17 protein-coding genes are annotated in these 12,820 nt (G+C 71.2%); 10 read left to right on the top strand and 7 right to left on the bottom strand.

Features of this window, described 5'->3' with window-relative positions; genetic code table 11:
* Nucleotides 1–2: 2 nt before the first annotated feature.
* From ACZ7LU_RS18985 to ACZ7LU_RS18965, 5 genes are all read right to left on the bottom strand, one after another.
* On the bottom strand, nt 3–854 hold the full coding sequence (locus ACZ7LU_RS18985) for a siderophore-interacting protein (RefSeq protein WP_468309878.1): 852 nt from the start codon (nt 852–854) through the stop codon (nt 3–5).
* The gene (locus tag ACZ7LU_RS18980) at nt 851–1,090 is read right to left on the bottom strand and encodes a phosphopantetheine-binding protein (RefSeq protein ID WP_468090042.1); all 240 of its coding nucleotides are present in this window, start codon (nt 1,088–1,090) and stop codon (nt 851–853) included. Before ACZ7LU_RS18980 ends, ACZ7LU_RS18985 begins: the two co-directional genes overlap by 4 nt.
* Before the next feature lie 157 nt (nt 1,091–1,247).
* Nucleotides 1,248–2,642: a mycothione reductase gene (locus ACZ7LU_RS18975; RefSeq protein ID WP_471917312.1), complete on the bottom strand. Its 1,395-nt coding sequence runs from the start codon at nt 2,640–2,642 to the stop codon at nt 1,248–1,250.
* A 121-nt stretch (nt 2,643–2,763) separates the two neighbouring features.
* Nucleotides 2,764–3,036 carry a hypothetical protein gene (locus tag ACZ7LU_RS18970; RefSeq protein ID WP_398308038.1) on the bottom strand — a complete coding sequence of 91 codons (273 nt, stop codon included), beginning with the start codon at nt 3,034–3,036 and terminating at the stop codon, nt 2,764–2,766.
* Between the two features lie 55 nt (nt 3,037–3,091).
* Nucleotides 3,092–3,658, bottom strand: coding sequence for a DoxX family protein (locus ACZ7LU_RS18965; protein WP_398308040.1), 567 nt, complete (start codon nt 3,656–3,658; stop codon nt 3,092–3,094).
* A gap of 131 nt (nt 3,659–3,789) precedes the next feature.
* Between ACZ7LU_RS18965 and ACZ7LU_RS18960 the strand changes: the two genes are divergently transcribed.
* From ACZ7LU_RS18960 to ACZ7LU_RS18945, 4 genes are all read left to right on the top strand, one after another.
* A complete protein-coding gene (locus ACZ7LU_RS18960) occupies nt 3,790–3,936 on the top strand; it encodes a hypothetical protein (protein ID WP_362989886.1) in 147 nt (48 codons plus the stop codon).
* Between the two features lie 100 nt (nt 3,937–4,036).
* Entirely contained in the window at nt 4,037–4,609 is a 573-nt protein-coding gene (locus ACZ7LU_RS18955; protein WP_471917311.1) for a dihydrofolate reductase family protein, read from the top strand.
* A gap of 70 nt (nt 4,610–4,679) precedes the next feature.
* Nucleotides 4,680–5,633, top strand: coding sequence for a YdcF family protein (locus ACZ7LU_RS18950; protein ID WP_471917762.1), 954 nt, complete (start codon nt 4,680–4,682; stop codon nt 5,631–5,633).
* 148 nt (nt 5,634–5,781) lie between these two features.
* Nucleotides 5,782–6,183, top strand: a complete 402-nt coding sequence (locus ACZ7LU_RS18945) for a hypothetical protein (RefSeq protein WP_398308044.1) — start codon at nt 5,782–5,784, stop codon at nt 6,181–6,183.
* On the opposite strand, the gene ACZ7LU_RS18940 is transcribed toward ACZ7LU_RS18945, so the two are convergent.
* Nucleotides 6,170–6,754: an AAA family ATPase gene (locus tag ACZ7LU_RS18940; RefSeq protein ID WP_471917310.1), complete on the bottom strand. Its 585-nt coding sequence runs from the start codon at nt 6,752–6,754 to the stop codon at nt 6,170–6,172. The genes ACZ7LU_RS18945 and ACZ7LU_RS18940 overlap by 14 nt on opposite strands.
* 358 nt (nt 6,755–7,112) lie before the next feature.
* Between ACZ7LU_RS18940 and ACZ7LU_RS18935 the strand changes: the two genes are divergently transcribed.
* From ACZ7LU_RS18935 to ACZ7LU_RS18910, 6 genes are all read left to right on the top strand, one after another.
* Nucleotides 7,113–7,751, top strand: coding sequence for a carbonic anhydrase (locus ACZ7LU_RS18935; RefSeq protein ID WP_471917309.1), 639 nt, complete (start codon nt 7,113–7,115; stop codon nt 7,749–7,751).
* A 53-nt stretch (nt 7,752–7,804) separates the two neighbouring features.
* Entirely contained in the window at nt 7,805–9,337 is a 1,533-nt protein-coding gene (locus ACZ7LU_RS18930; protein WP_471917308.1) for a SulP family inorganic anion transporter, read from the top strand.
* Between the two features lie 124 nt (nt 9,338–9,461).
* Nucleotides 9,462–9,614 carry a hypothetical protein gene (locus ACZ7LU_RS18925; RefSeq protein ID WP_468718885.1) on the top strand — a complete coding sequence of 51 codons (153 nt, stop codon included), beginning with the start codon at nt 9,462–9,464 and terminating at the stop codon, nt 9,612–9,614.
* A gap of 80 nt (nt 9,615–9,694) precedes the next feature.
* Complete coding sequence (locus ACZ7LU_RS18920; protein ID WP_471917307.1) at nt 9,695–10,912, top strand: phenylacetate--CoA ligase family protein; 1,218 nt, start codon at nt 9,695–9,697, stop codon at nt 10,910–10,912.
* A 23-nt stretch (nt 10,913–10,935) separates the two neighbouring features.
* Nucleotides 10,936–11,454: a glycine-rich domain-containing protein gene (locus ACZ7LU_RS18915; RefSeq protein WP_468563135.1), complete on the top strand. Its 519-nt coding sequence runs from the start codon at nt 10,936–10,938 to the stop codon at nt 11,452–11,454.
* A gap of 68 nt (nt 11,455–11,522) precedes the next feature.
* Nucleotides 11,523–11,897, top strand: coding sequence for a VOC family protein (locus ACZ7LU_RS18910; protein WP_471917306.1), 375 nt, complete (start codon nt 11,523–11,525; stop codon nt 11,895–11,897).
* On the opposite strand, the gene ACZ7LU_RS18905 is transcribed toward ACZ7LU_RS18910, so the two are convergent.
* Nucleotides 11,885–12,790 carry a LysR family transcriptional regulator gene (locus tag ACZ7LU_RS18905; protein ID WP_471917305.1) on the bottom strand — a complete coding sequence of 302 codons (906 nt, stop codon included), beginning with the start codon at nt 12,788–12,790 and terminating at the stop codon, nt 11,885–11,887. The two genes, ACZ7LU_RS18910 and ACZ7LU_RS18905, sit on opposite strands and share 13 nt — an antisense overlap.
* Nucleotides 12,791–12,820: the final 30 nt, after the last annotated feature.

Here is a 12,820-nt window from a genome sequence, read left to right as displayed (position 1 = left end):
GGTCAGTGGTCGTCTTCGTCGAAGTCGGCGACGCCGCGCTTCCAGTAGCCGGTGATGTCGTGGTCGGCCTTGTCCAGTCCGAGCACATCGCGGACCCAGCGGCGCAGCGGCTTGATCTGCCCGGCCTCGCCGGCGACCCACACGTAGACCCGCTCGCCCTCGGGCACGGTCACGGCGGTCACGGCCCGTTCCAGCGCGCCACCCGTGCCCGCCGGGGCGTCGCCCCGGTGCAGCCAGCGCACCTCGACGCCCTCGGGCGCGGACAGCTCGATCTCCTCGCCGGCGTCGGCGACTTCGACGAACGCCCAGCCCCGCGCCGTCCGGGGCAGCTCCTCCAGCCAGCGGGCGATCGCGGGCAGCGCCGTGATGTCGCCCGCGAGGAGATAGCGGTCGTAGGTGTGCGGGACGATCAGTCCGCCGGGCGGTCCGGCGACGTGCACGACGGCTCCCGGCTCGACCGCGTGCGCCCAGTCCGACGCGAGCCCGCCGTCGTGCGGCACGATGTCGATGTCGAGCTCACCGGTCACCGGGTCGTACCGGCGCACGGTGTACTCCCGCGAGGTGGGGGCAGGTCGCGGCCAGCGCAGCATCGCCCCGTTCCGCTCGGGCAGCCGCAGCGAGCCGTCCGGCTCCGGGAACACGAGCTTCACGTGCTCGTCCGGGGCGTGCGCCTCGAAACCCTCGGTGCCGGGCCCGCCCAGGGTCAACCTCAGCAGACCGGTACCGACCATGGCGGTGCGGACGACCTCGACCTCCCGGATGCCGATCGGGTAGCCCACCTTCTCGGCGTGCAGGCCCGCGCGGACCTCGGCGATCCGGTCCAGGTGCCGGTGCCGGTGGTCGACCCGGCTCACGCGGCACGTCCCGTCAGGAGCTCCGTCCAGTGGCCGAGTTCGGGCTGCTCGGCGAGGTCGGGGAACTCCAGCGCGGTCGCCCCCGCCGCACGCCAGCGCTGGACCAGCGTCATGATCCGCACCGAGTCGAGACCGAGGTCGAAGAGGTCGTCGCCGGGAGCGATCTCGGTGGGTTCGCAGTCGAGCAGCTCCGCGATGTCGGCGCGGACGCGCTCGGGCGACAGGGTCTGGCTCATCGGATGGCTCTCCTTCGAAAACGGGTGCCGACAGCACGGCAGGCCCGTCGACCCCTGCGTACTGAGGCAAGGCTAACCTAACTTAATCTTGGTCATGGCATGCAAACGGGAGGCCCTCCGAAGGGCCTCCCGTGGTTCTGCCTCAGCTGTCGCCGCGTCACATGGACGGTGGTCGCCGCCGGTTGTCGGGCGCCACATCAAGGAGGGCGTTCTCGACGACCTCCGTGAGGGCCGGATGGATCCACAGCGGGCGGGCGGCGACGTCCCGGGCCGAAAGGCCGAAGGTCATGGCGAGGACCAGCGGCTGGATGAGCGTGGCGGCCTGCGGGCCGAGCACGTGCGCGCCGAGCAGACGGCCCGAGCCCCGGTCGGCCAGCACCTTGCAGAAGCCCTGGCCGTCCTCGAGCGCCCAGCCGTACGCCACATCCTCGTACCGGCACGAACCGACCACGTAGTCCCGGCCCTGCTCACGGGCCTCCTGCTCGGTGAGCCCCACCTGGGCGATCTCGGGGCGCGCGAACACGGCGGCGGGCACGACGTCGTAGGACATCGTGCGCGGCTCGTCGGGGTGCAGCAGATTGTGGGCCACCACCTCGCCCTCGCGGTTGGCCACGTGCTTCAAGGGCGGCCCGGCGGCGATGTCGCCGAGCGCCCAGACCCCGGCGGCGCTGGTGCGCAGCTGCGCGTCGACCTCGATCAGGCCCTTGTCGTCGCAGGTGATGCCGGCCCGGTCCAGGTCGAGCCGGTCGCTGTTCGGCTTGCGGCCAGCGGCGACGAGCAACGTGTCCGCTTCGAGGACGGAACCGTCGTCGAGAGTCAGCCGCAGCTGTCCGGGGCTTCCCTCCACGCGCGTCAGCTCCCGGCCGAGACGCAGGTCGTAGCTGTCGCGCACGATGTCGGTGAAGGCCGCCGCGATCGACTCGTCCTGCTCGGAGAGCAGCCGGTCCTGCTGCTCGACGACGGTGACCGCGGTGCCCGCGGCGTGGAAGACGTGTGCCAGTTCGGCGGCGATGTAGCCGCCGCCGAGCACCACCATGCGCTCGGGCACCTCGTCGAGCCGCATCACGGTGTCGGACGTCTCATAGGGCAGCCCGGACTCCGCGACCACCGGCGGGACCGCGGGGCGGCCGCCCGCGACGACGACGATCCGGTCCGCGCCGACCTGTTCCGTCCCGTCCGCCGCCTCCACCAGGAGCTCGCGCTCCCCGGTGAACCGGGCACGCCCGCGGTACACGGTCACGAAGTCCGACGCGCGGCGGCCTTCCTCGCCTTCGCGCGCGACGGCGTCGAGCCGCCCGAAGACGCGTTCCTGGACGCCCGCCCAGGAGACTCCGTCGGGTTTCGCCCGTACGTTGTGCCGTTCGGCCTCGCGGACGGTGTCGGCCACTTCCGCCGTCACGGCGAGCATCTTGCTGGGGATGCAGCCCACGTTCAGGCAGGTGCCGCCGAAGGGGCCCTCCGCGACGAGAGCCACGTCCAGATGCGAGAAGCGGTCGTCGATCAGCGCGTTGCCGGTGCCCGCGCCGAGGACAAGGAGATCATGATGTCTCATATGTGGAGCGTATCCGCGTATGCCCGTTACACACCTGGGGAGCGGTGCGGCCGCCCGTCACAGGTGTCGCGACCGCCCGTCACAGGTGCCCGGCCGTCCGTCACAGGTGCCCGGCCGTCCGTCACAGATGCCGCGGCGGGCTGTTGCGGACGGCCGAGCGGCGCGCCCACAGCGCGCACGCCAGCAGCACGAGTCCGGCGAAGCTGTACGCCCACGCGTTGGACGCGCCCGTCGCCGCGCCGACCCCCCAGGCCAGCGACCACACGGCGAACAGAACGCACAGGGCGCTCCACGCGAGCGTCCACATCCGGTGGCGCGCCTCGAGACGCTGCGCGGTACCGCGCTCCATCTCCCCCATGCCGGGCTCGCCGCCCGGCTCTTCACGTATCGTCATAAGCCCCCGGGTGCCCCGGAGTTGATGGGTGAATCACCCCCGGAACCCCCGGCGCTCACAAGTGGCGCGTGACGGCCTGCTGGGCGCTCGCGGACGCCGAGCGGACCGCCCCGGCCGCGTTCCCCGCCACGCCGCTCAGCGTGTGCGCGGCCTCGCGCCGGGTGCGGCGGGCCGCCCGTCGGCCGCTGACCGCCGCGCTCCGGGTGCGGTACGCGACCGACGGCTTGCCGTGGGTGTCCGCCGCCGCCAGCAGCAGCCCGCCGAGCAGCGAGACGTTCTTGATGAACTGGGTGCGCTGGGCGGCCCGTTGCTCGGGGTCCTTCTCCTTCCACCAGGCGTGCCCGGCCAGGGTGGTCGGCACGAGGGTGCCCGCCAGCGCGAGGGCGGCCACGCGCGGCAGGCGCCCGGTGGCGAGCATCAGGCCGGCGCCCAGCTGAACGGCACCGTTGATGCGGACGAGGCGCTCCGGGTCCTCCGTGAGCCAGGGGATGCGGGAGCTCACCGGAGCCGTGACGGGCTCGGCGGCCGGGGCCACGCGCTGCGGGTCCCTGAGCGTGTGCAGCCCGCCGGTGACGAAGACGGAGGCGAGCATCGGGCGTGCGCATTTCCTGAGAACAGCCATGCCTTCCGGCTGCCCCCAATGCACACACTCAGACACGGTTTCGAGGATCCGCTCGGGGTACGGGGAACAGGAATCCCGAGACAACCCGACGACACCCACCGCCTCGGCGGTGAGAGCCCCAGGAGGACCTCATGGCCGGACTGCTCGCACGCATCAGGGCGTACAGCCGCACCCCGCAGGGCCGACGGACCGTCAGTTCCGTGCGCCGGGCCGCCGCCGACCCGCGCAAGCGCGCGCAGGCCCGTTCGCTCCTCTCCCGGCTGCGCGGACGCCGCTGACCCGGCGCGCGCCCGACGAGGCGGGCGAAGATCGATGAGTTTCTCCACGTCCCGCGGTCATCAGTGATAATCGACGGCCCAGACCTTCAGGAGAACTCAGATGCGCACGCTGATCAGCACCGCCTTCGTCTCGCTCGACGGCGTCGTGGAGGCCCCCGGCGGCGAGCCCGGTTACCGGAACTCCGGGTGGACGTTCAAGGACATCGAGTTCGTCCCGGAGGCGTTCGAGATCAAGGGCCGGGAGCAGCAGGAGGCCACCGCGATGCTGCTGGGCCGGGTCAGCTACGAGGCGTTCAGCCAGGTCTGGCCGGACATGGCGGACTTCGCCGACTACAAGCCGATGCCCAAGTACGTCGTCTCCACCACCCTCGGCGAGGGCGACCTGGTGGCGGACTGGGGCGAGACCACGATCCTGCGCTCGCTCGACGAGGTCGCCGCGCTGAAGGAGACGGAGGGCGGCCCGATCATCGTGCACGGCAGCGCCGCTCTCAACCGGAGCCTCTCGGACGCCGGCCTCATCGACCGGTACCACCTGCTCGTGTTCCCCCTGCTGCTCGGCGCGGGGAAGCGGCTGTTCAGCGACACGGACAAGGACACCCAGAAGTTGAAGCTCGTCGAGCACGAGGCCTACGCCAACGGTCTGCAGAAGAACGTCTTCGACGTGATCCGCTGAGCCGACTGTGACTGTGCGGACTTTGATCTACGCCCCGGCGGCGCTGCTCTTCCTCGTCTTCTGCTGGCGCATGGTGCGCGAGCGCCGCCGGTTCGGCAACGCGGTGCTGCTCGGGCTCGCCGCGCTCTGCGGGCTTGCGGCCTGGATGTACGAACTGGTCTCGTCCGGCTCCACATCGGGGCTGGTCGTGGCCGTCTCACTGCTCGTCCTCGGCGGCGTGGGCATCCTGGTGCTCGTGTGGCTGCTCTTCCTCAACGGCCTGCGGATGGTGCGCAAGGAGGGCAGAAGCCCCACCAACATGCTCTCCCTGATGGGCGCCCTGTGCATTGTCGCCGTCGTGGCCCTGGCGGTCACGGCGGCCATCCTGCGGACGCCGGTGATGATCGGCGTGGGCGTGGCGGCGCTCGGCCTCGCCTGCTACGTCTCGTTCCTGTTCCTGAGTTTCGTCGTGTACGCGTTCCTCTACGGCCGGCTGCGCATCCGCCGCAAGGCCGACTTCGTGGTCGTGCTGGGCTCCGGCCTCATCGGCGGGTCCACGGTGCCGCCGCTGCTGGCGAGCCGGCTCCTGCGGGCGCAGGAGGTGCACGCGCTGCTCAGCAAGCGCGGTGGCGCGCCCGTCCTCATCACGTCCGGAGGGCAGGGGCCGGACGAGGACGTGCCGGAGTCCCACGCGATGGCCGACTTCCTGACGGAGCGCGGCTTCCCCGCCGACCTGATCGAACGCGAGGACCGGTCGACCACGACCGAGGAGAACCTGCGGTTCAGCAAGGCGATCATGGAGAAGTCCGATCCGGACTACCGGTGCGTCGTCGTGACGAACAACTATCACGCGTTCAGGGCCGCGCTCACGGCCCGGCGGATCGGCGTCAGGGGTCAGGTCGTCGGCTCGACCACGGCGGCGTACTTCTGGCCCAACGCGACGATCCGCGAGTTCGCCGCCGTCCTCGTCGCCTACAAGCGGACCAACATCGCCATGTGCCTGCTGTTCGTCCTCGGCGGCGTGCTGGCCTGGGCCGCGCGCTGAGCCGAGCATGTGCGCGGCCGCGTCCCTGTCCCACCAAGGCGCGGCCGCTCTCGCGCGCCACCCGTTTCTCCGCATGTCATTTCAGTAGAAAAGCCCTTTTTCTCCCTACGGTGGGCGGGTCGTACACCGAACCCACCCTGGAGTGCTCATGCGTCCCGCCCTGTCCCGTACCGTCGCCCTCTCCGCCGGTCTGCTGCTCTGCGCCGCTCCGGTGACCGCGTCCCTGGCCGTCGCCGACCCGGCAGCCCCCGCCCACGGTCAGCACGCGGCACCCAAGAAAGCGACCCTGACGGCGAAGGCCACGGTCAGATCGATCAAGGCGTGGGAGCAGTTCCGGGTCTACGGCTCCAGCACCGGGATGCGGGCGGGGACGCAGGTGACGCTGCAGCAACTGCAGAAGAAGCGCTGGGTGTCGCTGCCGATCCGGATGAAGACCAACAGGGCCGGGGCCTACAACCTGCGGGTCAAGCTCGGCATCAAGGGCCTCAACAAGATCCGCATCGTCGGCGGGGGCGCCGTCTCGAACGTCGTGCAGGTCACCGTCCGCTGACGCGGGCCGTACGCGTCGAGGGCGGGCCGGTGCGGATGGCGTCGATCGTCTCGTCCAGAGACATCTCCGAGCTGTCGAACCACTCGCCCTCGCCCGCGAGTTCGCTCCGCATCGCCCGGTCCAGGAAGGACCAGTCGTCCGCGAGGACCTTGTCCCGTGCGGTGAGCCGCCGGGACACGACCTCCACCGAGGGCGCCAGCACGATCAGCCGCAGCGGCAGGCCCTTCAGGTGCTCCCGGTAGAACTCCAGGTGCGCGCGCCGGACGACGACGTCGTCGATGACGGGCACGACACCGGCCGCGTGGAAGCTGCGCGCCAAGGCCGCCGCGTTGCGTGCCCGCAGCAGCAGTTGACGGTCCGCCTCCACGTCCTCCTCCGGCGTGGGCAGGCGGCCGCCCGAGACGATGAGGTCCTGGAGGTGGTCACCCTCGATGTGCGCGCCGAGGGGAAACCGCCGGGCCAGACCGTCCGACACCGAACTCTTCCCGGATCCCGGAATCCCGACGACGAGAAACACGTGCGGAGCCGGTTCGGTGTCGACGGCTTGGCCCTGGAACGAGGTTTCCGGCATGCCCTGTCCAACTCTCCTCTACGTGCCCGGCGGCGGTCCGTCGCAGCGGTGCGACTGCAATGCCGGGCGAACGGAATCGCTTCACATACCGCACACAACCTCCCCCACGATCTTTACCCAACGGTTGATTACTGGATCAATTCCCAGTTGAGAGGCGCTTATTACTCAACCTTTGGCAGGATTTTGCTCTGTCATCTCACCGTAATGCGATGGCAAAGTGGGTGACACGACAGCCGTACAGGCTGACCGGGGCGACAGCGACCCGCCGTCACGGCGGGCCCGTGCCGCCCCACCGTCACCATCGACCCGACCACACCGCGTCCCGGCACCGCCGAAGCGACGCAGGAGGCAGGCCACCTTGAAGTCACTGATAGCCAACGCCCGTTCGTTCGCCACGACGCACGTGGCAGACCCCCGGAACGCAGCGGCCTTCCAGGCCCTCGGCGCCGGGCAGTCCCCGGAAGCCCTGTTCGTCACGTGCTCGGACTCACGCGTCGTACCGGCCCTGATCACCGGAGCACGTCCCGGCGAACTCTTCGAACTCCGCACGGCGGGCAACATCGTCCCGCCCTACCCCGCCGGCGGCACCCACCCCGACAGCGGCCCCATGAGCGAGGCAGCCACCATCGAGTACGCGGTGTGCGTCCTCGGCGTCCGCGACATCGTCGTCTGCGGACACTCCCACTGCGGCGCGGTGGGCGCGCTGGTGCGGCGCGAGGACCTGTCGGCCGTGCCGGCGGTGCGCGACTGGCTGGAGCACTCCGTCGCCCCCGACGACGCCCTGCGCTCTCTCACCCCCACCTCTGCGGACGTGGCGGAAGCCGTGCAGACACACGTGCTCGCCCAGGTGGAGCGGCTGCGGGCGTACCCCTGCGTCCAGGAGCGCCTCGCCGAAGGCTCACTCACGCTGCACGCCTGGTACTACGAAGTCCACACGGGCATCGTCACCGCCCACCGGCCGTCGGACACCGGCCGGCCGTCGTTCAGTCCTCTGTGAGTGCCGCCGCTCTCCCCTGACCGGCCCACCCACACGACAGGACCCCCACCCTCATGTCCTCGCTTCCTTCCCCTTCCTCCCCCCTCCGCTCGCCCTTCAGCGCCCTGCGCGAACCGGGCGTGCTGCGTCGGGACATACTCGCCTCACTCGTCGTCTTCCTGGTCGCCCTGCCGCTGTGCGTCGGCGTGGCGGTCGCCTCCGGCGTGCCGGCCGAGCTCGGCCTCGTCACCGGCATCGTCGGTGGAATCGTCGTCGGCTGCCTGCCGGGCAGTGCCCTGCAGGTGAGTGGGCCCGCCGCCGGACTGACCGTGCTGGTCTTCGAAGCCGTACGCGAGTTCGGGCTCAGCATGCTGGGCGCCATCGTGCTCCTCACCGGAGCGCTCCAGATCGTCCTCGGCCTGCTCCGCTGCGGGCGCTGGTTCCGCGCGATATCCGTCTCCGTCGTCCAGGGCATGCTGGCGGGCATCGGCCTCGTGCTGATCTTCGGCCAGCTGTACACCATGGCCGGGGCCGAGCAGCCGCGCTCCGGTGTCGACAAGATCACCGGAGTGCCCGGGCTGCTCGCCGACACCGTGCAGGACACCACGGCACTGACCGCCGCCGCCCTCGGCATCGGCATCGGCACCATCGCCGTCCTCGTCCTCTGGCCGAAACTGCCCGCCGCGGCACGCGTGGTGCCCGCCCCGCTGGCCGCCGTCGCCCTCGCCACCGCCGTCACCGCCGGATTCGGCCTCGACGTGGCCAACGTGTCGGTGCGCGGCATGGTCGACGCCATCCAGCCGCCCGGCCTCGGCGACCTGGCGGACCTGGGCACCGTGGCCGTGCTCGGCACCGTCCTCGCGTTCACCCTGATCGCGTCCGCCGAGTCGCTGTTCAGCGCGGCGGCCGTGGACCGCATGCACGACGGGCCGCGCACGCAGTACGACAAGGAGCTCGTCGCCCAGGGCGTCGGCAACACGGTGTGCGGGGTGCTCGGCGCCCTGCCGATGACCGCGGTCATCGTCCGCAGCTCCGCCAACGTCCAGGCGGGCGCCCGCACCCCGCTCTCCCGGATCCTGCACGGCGTGTGGCTCCTGCTGTTCGCGGTGCTCCTGCCGGCCGCGCTCGGCATCATCCCGCTGGCGGCGCTCGCCGGCGTCCTGGTGCACGCGGGCTGCAAGCTGATCCCCTTCAAGGAGATCGTCCCGCTCGCCCGCGCCCACCGCGGCGAGGCCGTGGTCCTCTCCGTCACGGCGATCGCCATCGTGGTGACCAACATGTTCGAGGGCGTGGTCCTCGGCCTGGTCCTCGCCGTGGTCAAGGCCGCCTGGGAGACCTCCCACATCCACCTGGACGTACGGGAGTTGACCGACGGGCGGATGGTGGTGACCCTCACAGGGAACGCCACCTTCCTGCGGCTCCCCCGCATCCTGGAGACGCTGGAAGCCATGCCGCAGGACCGGCCCATCGAGCTGGACCTCACGGAGGTCCGGCACTTGGACCACGCCTGCCGCACGACGCTGGAGAACTGGGCCCTGCGGCACAACGACAGCGGTACGGAAGCCGTCCGGATGAAGACACGTCCGGTGGCCGAGGCCGGGGCCTGACGCCCCCCTCACACCGCCTGCCGCTCTCCGAATTCCCCCTGCTCCGGGTGGCGAGCGCGACATGCTCGCCGCCCGGTGTCCCACCCCTCGGCACAGCGTGCCGGTCAACCATGGAGGTTTCACCGTGGAACAGCTCATCAAGCGCATGACGGAGGAGTCCGTGTGGCGGAAGTGGGTCGCCGCCAACTCCGCCCAGGGCGTGAAGGAGGGCTGCATCAGCGCGACGCCGAAGAGCGGCTGCATCAGCGCCACCGGCAAGACCGGCTGTATCTCCTGACGCAGTGACCCGGCGGGGCGGTGGCCGCAGCGGCCACCGCCCCGCCCCTCACTCCCCACCCCCCGCACCCCGGAGCCCCCTTGAATCGCCTGCCGAGCGCCGACGTCCTGGACAAGGTCCGGGACATCCCCCTCTACCGCGCGTCCGTCGAGCGCGGCGACTTCCCGATCCTGGAGAAGCCGGAGATCGCCCGGGACTTCCCGGCCAACTGGATGACCCCCGGGCTCGAACGCGCCCTGGAGTCCGGCGAGGCGGAGTTCGTGCTGTCCACCGGCACCAACCACGCCCGCATGCAGCTCATCCGGCCGCCGTACTTCCTGCTCCGCTCCTACTACCGGCTGTGGAGCGAACACCCCGACCTCGGCCCCCTCTGGCACGAGGGCGCCCGGCGGATCTCACTGACCACCGTCCTCGCCACCGAGCACGTGGCGCGCGTCAACGCCCGTAAGCCGGGGGCCACCCCGGGCGAACGCTGGCTCGACGACCGGACGTTGTACCTCAACCGCCGTCTGGACCCGGCGGACTGGGACCGTGCCGAGGTCGAGCGCATGCTCGCCGAGATCCGCGAGGTGAGCGCCGCGCACCCGCGGGGTTCGTACCTCCTGGACTGCTCCGGCTACCACCTCGCGCATCTGGTCAGGAAGGTCGACGAGTGGGACCTGTGGGACCGGTTCCCCCGGCCGGCCGGCATCGTCCACGCCTACGAGTACACACCGCTGAACGTCCGCGCGTATCTGCGCGCCCACTTCGACTGCCCGATCGTCGACCTCTTCGGCAGCACGGAACTGGGCTACCTCTTCTACAGCGCCGAGGACGGCCGCTACCGCCCTTATCTGCACGACATGAGCGTGGAGCTGATCCCGGTGGAGCCGGGCAGCGGAATCCACAGCCTCATCGTCACCAGCATCCGCAATCCGTACATGCCGCTGGTCCGCTACCGGTCCGGCGACTGTGTCCGCACCCATGACGGAAGCACGGACCCCGAGCGGATCGTCTCCTTCTGCGGCCGCGAGAAGGAACTGCTGCCGACGCCCGGCGGCCCCGTCGCACAGGCCGACCTCGACGCGCGGGTCACGGCCGCGTCGCCCCGGGTCTTCCTGCACCAGCTGCACCTGACGGGCGAGGACCGGGGCGTGCTGCGGTGCACGACCTTCGACGAGAAGCCGCTCTCCCCCGCCGAGGACGCCGAACTCGGCTCGACCGTCAGTGAGTTGACGGGCCGCACCTGCCGTGTGGAGCACGTCACCCACGTACCGATCGGGCGTTCCGGCAAGTACGCCTGGCTGACCACGTCCTAGCGCCGAACCGACAGGAAACCCCCATGCACGCACCCGCGCCGAACGCGCCCGCGCCCACCGCCGAGGAGCTGCTCGGCACCGCCCTGTACGACGAGGTGGTCCGGCACTTCGCGGCGAAGCCCGACGCCCCGGACGCCTCGTACATCAGGCACCAGGTCCGCGAATGCCTCCGCTACCTCTACCTGGTCTCCCGCCACCCCGACCGGCTCGGCGGCCTCTTCCTCCCCGTCGAGCAGGACATCGACGAGATCTGGCACTACCTCATCCTGCAGACCCGTGAGTACCGGGAGCTGTGCGAGCAGCGCCTGCCCGGCGGCCACTTCATCCACCACCGGAGCGTGTCCTACGACGCCTACCAGCAGGCGCCGGGCCGCGAGACGGCCGCCGAGGAGGCGCTGCGGTGGATCCCCCTCTACACCGCCGCGTTCGGCCCGTACGACGAGGACGCCCTGCCGCACTGGACGGTCGTGCGCTTCCTCCACGACGAGCTGGGGCTCTCCCTCGCGGAGATCGCGTCGTCGGCGGAGGGCTCGGAGAGCTAGGGCGTGGGCGGCGCGATCTGCGAGTGTGGGGTGGACGGCCGAAGACCACGCTTCGAGAGGATCACCTGGTGCAGATCAACGCCCTCATCATCGACGCCGCCGACCCCGAGCGGCTCGCCGCGTTCTGGTCCGAGCTGCTGGACAGGCCGGTCGTGGGCCGCACGGGACCGTACGTATGGCTGCGCCGGGAGAACGGCCTGGGCGTGGGGATCCAGCGCAGCGACGCCCCGAAGCCCGGCAAGAACCGTCTGCACTTCGACCTCTCCTCGCCCGACCCGGCCGCCGAACAGCGGCGGGTCGAGGCGCTCGGCGGACGCAGGCTGGAGGAGTACGCCGACGGCGGCTTCCTGGTGATGGCCGACCCCGAGGGCAATGAGTTCTGCATCATCCCCGACGGCCCCTTCGAGCTCGACGACGAAGGCCGTACGAACTATCTCGGCTGACCGGGTTCCAGTCCGGCCGTCCGGGTGCGCAGCCACGACGTCAGCAGGTGTACGCGGCGGTCCTGCTCGGGCGGTCGGCGGCTGAGCAGGTGGTAGCCGGTCCCGTCGGCCACGAAGCCGAAGGGGGCGGCGAGTTGGCCCCGCTCCAGGTCGTCGCGGACGACGGCGTAGGGCGCGATGGCGACGCCGACACCGGCCACGGCGGCCTGGACGGTCAGATAGAAGTGCTCCAGTGTCTGCGTCTGCTGCGCGGCCTCGGCCGCCGTCCTGCCGGTGAGGCGCCGCCAGTCGTCCCAGGCCCCCGGCCTCGTGGCGGCGTGCAGGAGAACGGTGTCCGTCACGCCGGTGGCGTCGGCGAGACGGGCCGCGAGGTCGGGCCGGCACACCGGGCCGATCCGCTCGCCGAACAGGCGGGTGCGGTGCACGTCGTCGGGGAACGGGAAGTCGTCGCGGCGGATCGCGAGGTCGATGCCGTCCCGTTCGAAGAAGACCGGGCCGCCCCCGGCGGACAGGTGGACGGTGACATCCGGCGCGCTCGCCGTCAGGTCGGGCAGGCGTGGGATGAGCCAGCGCATCAGGAGCGTCGGCTCGCACGACAGGGTGAGGGGTCCGGCCGGCGCACGCCGTGAGATCTGCCGGGCGGTGGCGTCGATCTGGTCGAGCGCGTCCCTGACGACGGCGGCCAGTTGGCGTGCCTGCGGTGTCGGGCGCAGGGCGCGCGTCCCGCGCTCGAAGAGGGAGACGCCGAGGGCCCGCTCCAGGTTCTGGATCTGCCGGCTCACCGCGCCGTGCGTCACGTGCAGTTCCTGTGCGGCCGCGGTCATGCTCGCGTGCCGGACGGTGGCCTCGAAGGGCAGCAGGGTGTTCGGGGGCGGAAGGTCCGGCCAGCGCATGCGTGAACTCTAGTCACAGCTCCCGTGACA

It is taken from the genome of Streptomyces sp. NPDC039462, from assembly GCF_055639375.1.
This window is presented reverse-complemented; position numbering and strand designations above follow the sequence as displayed.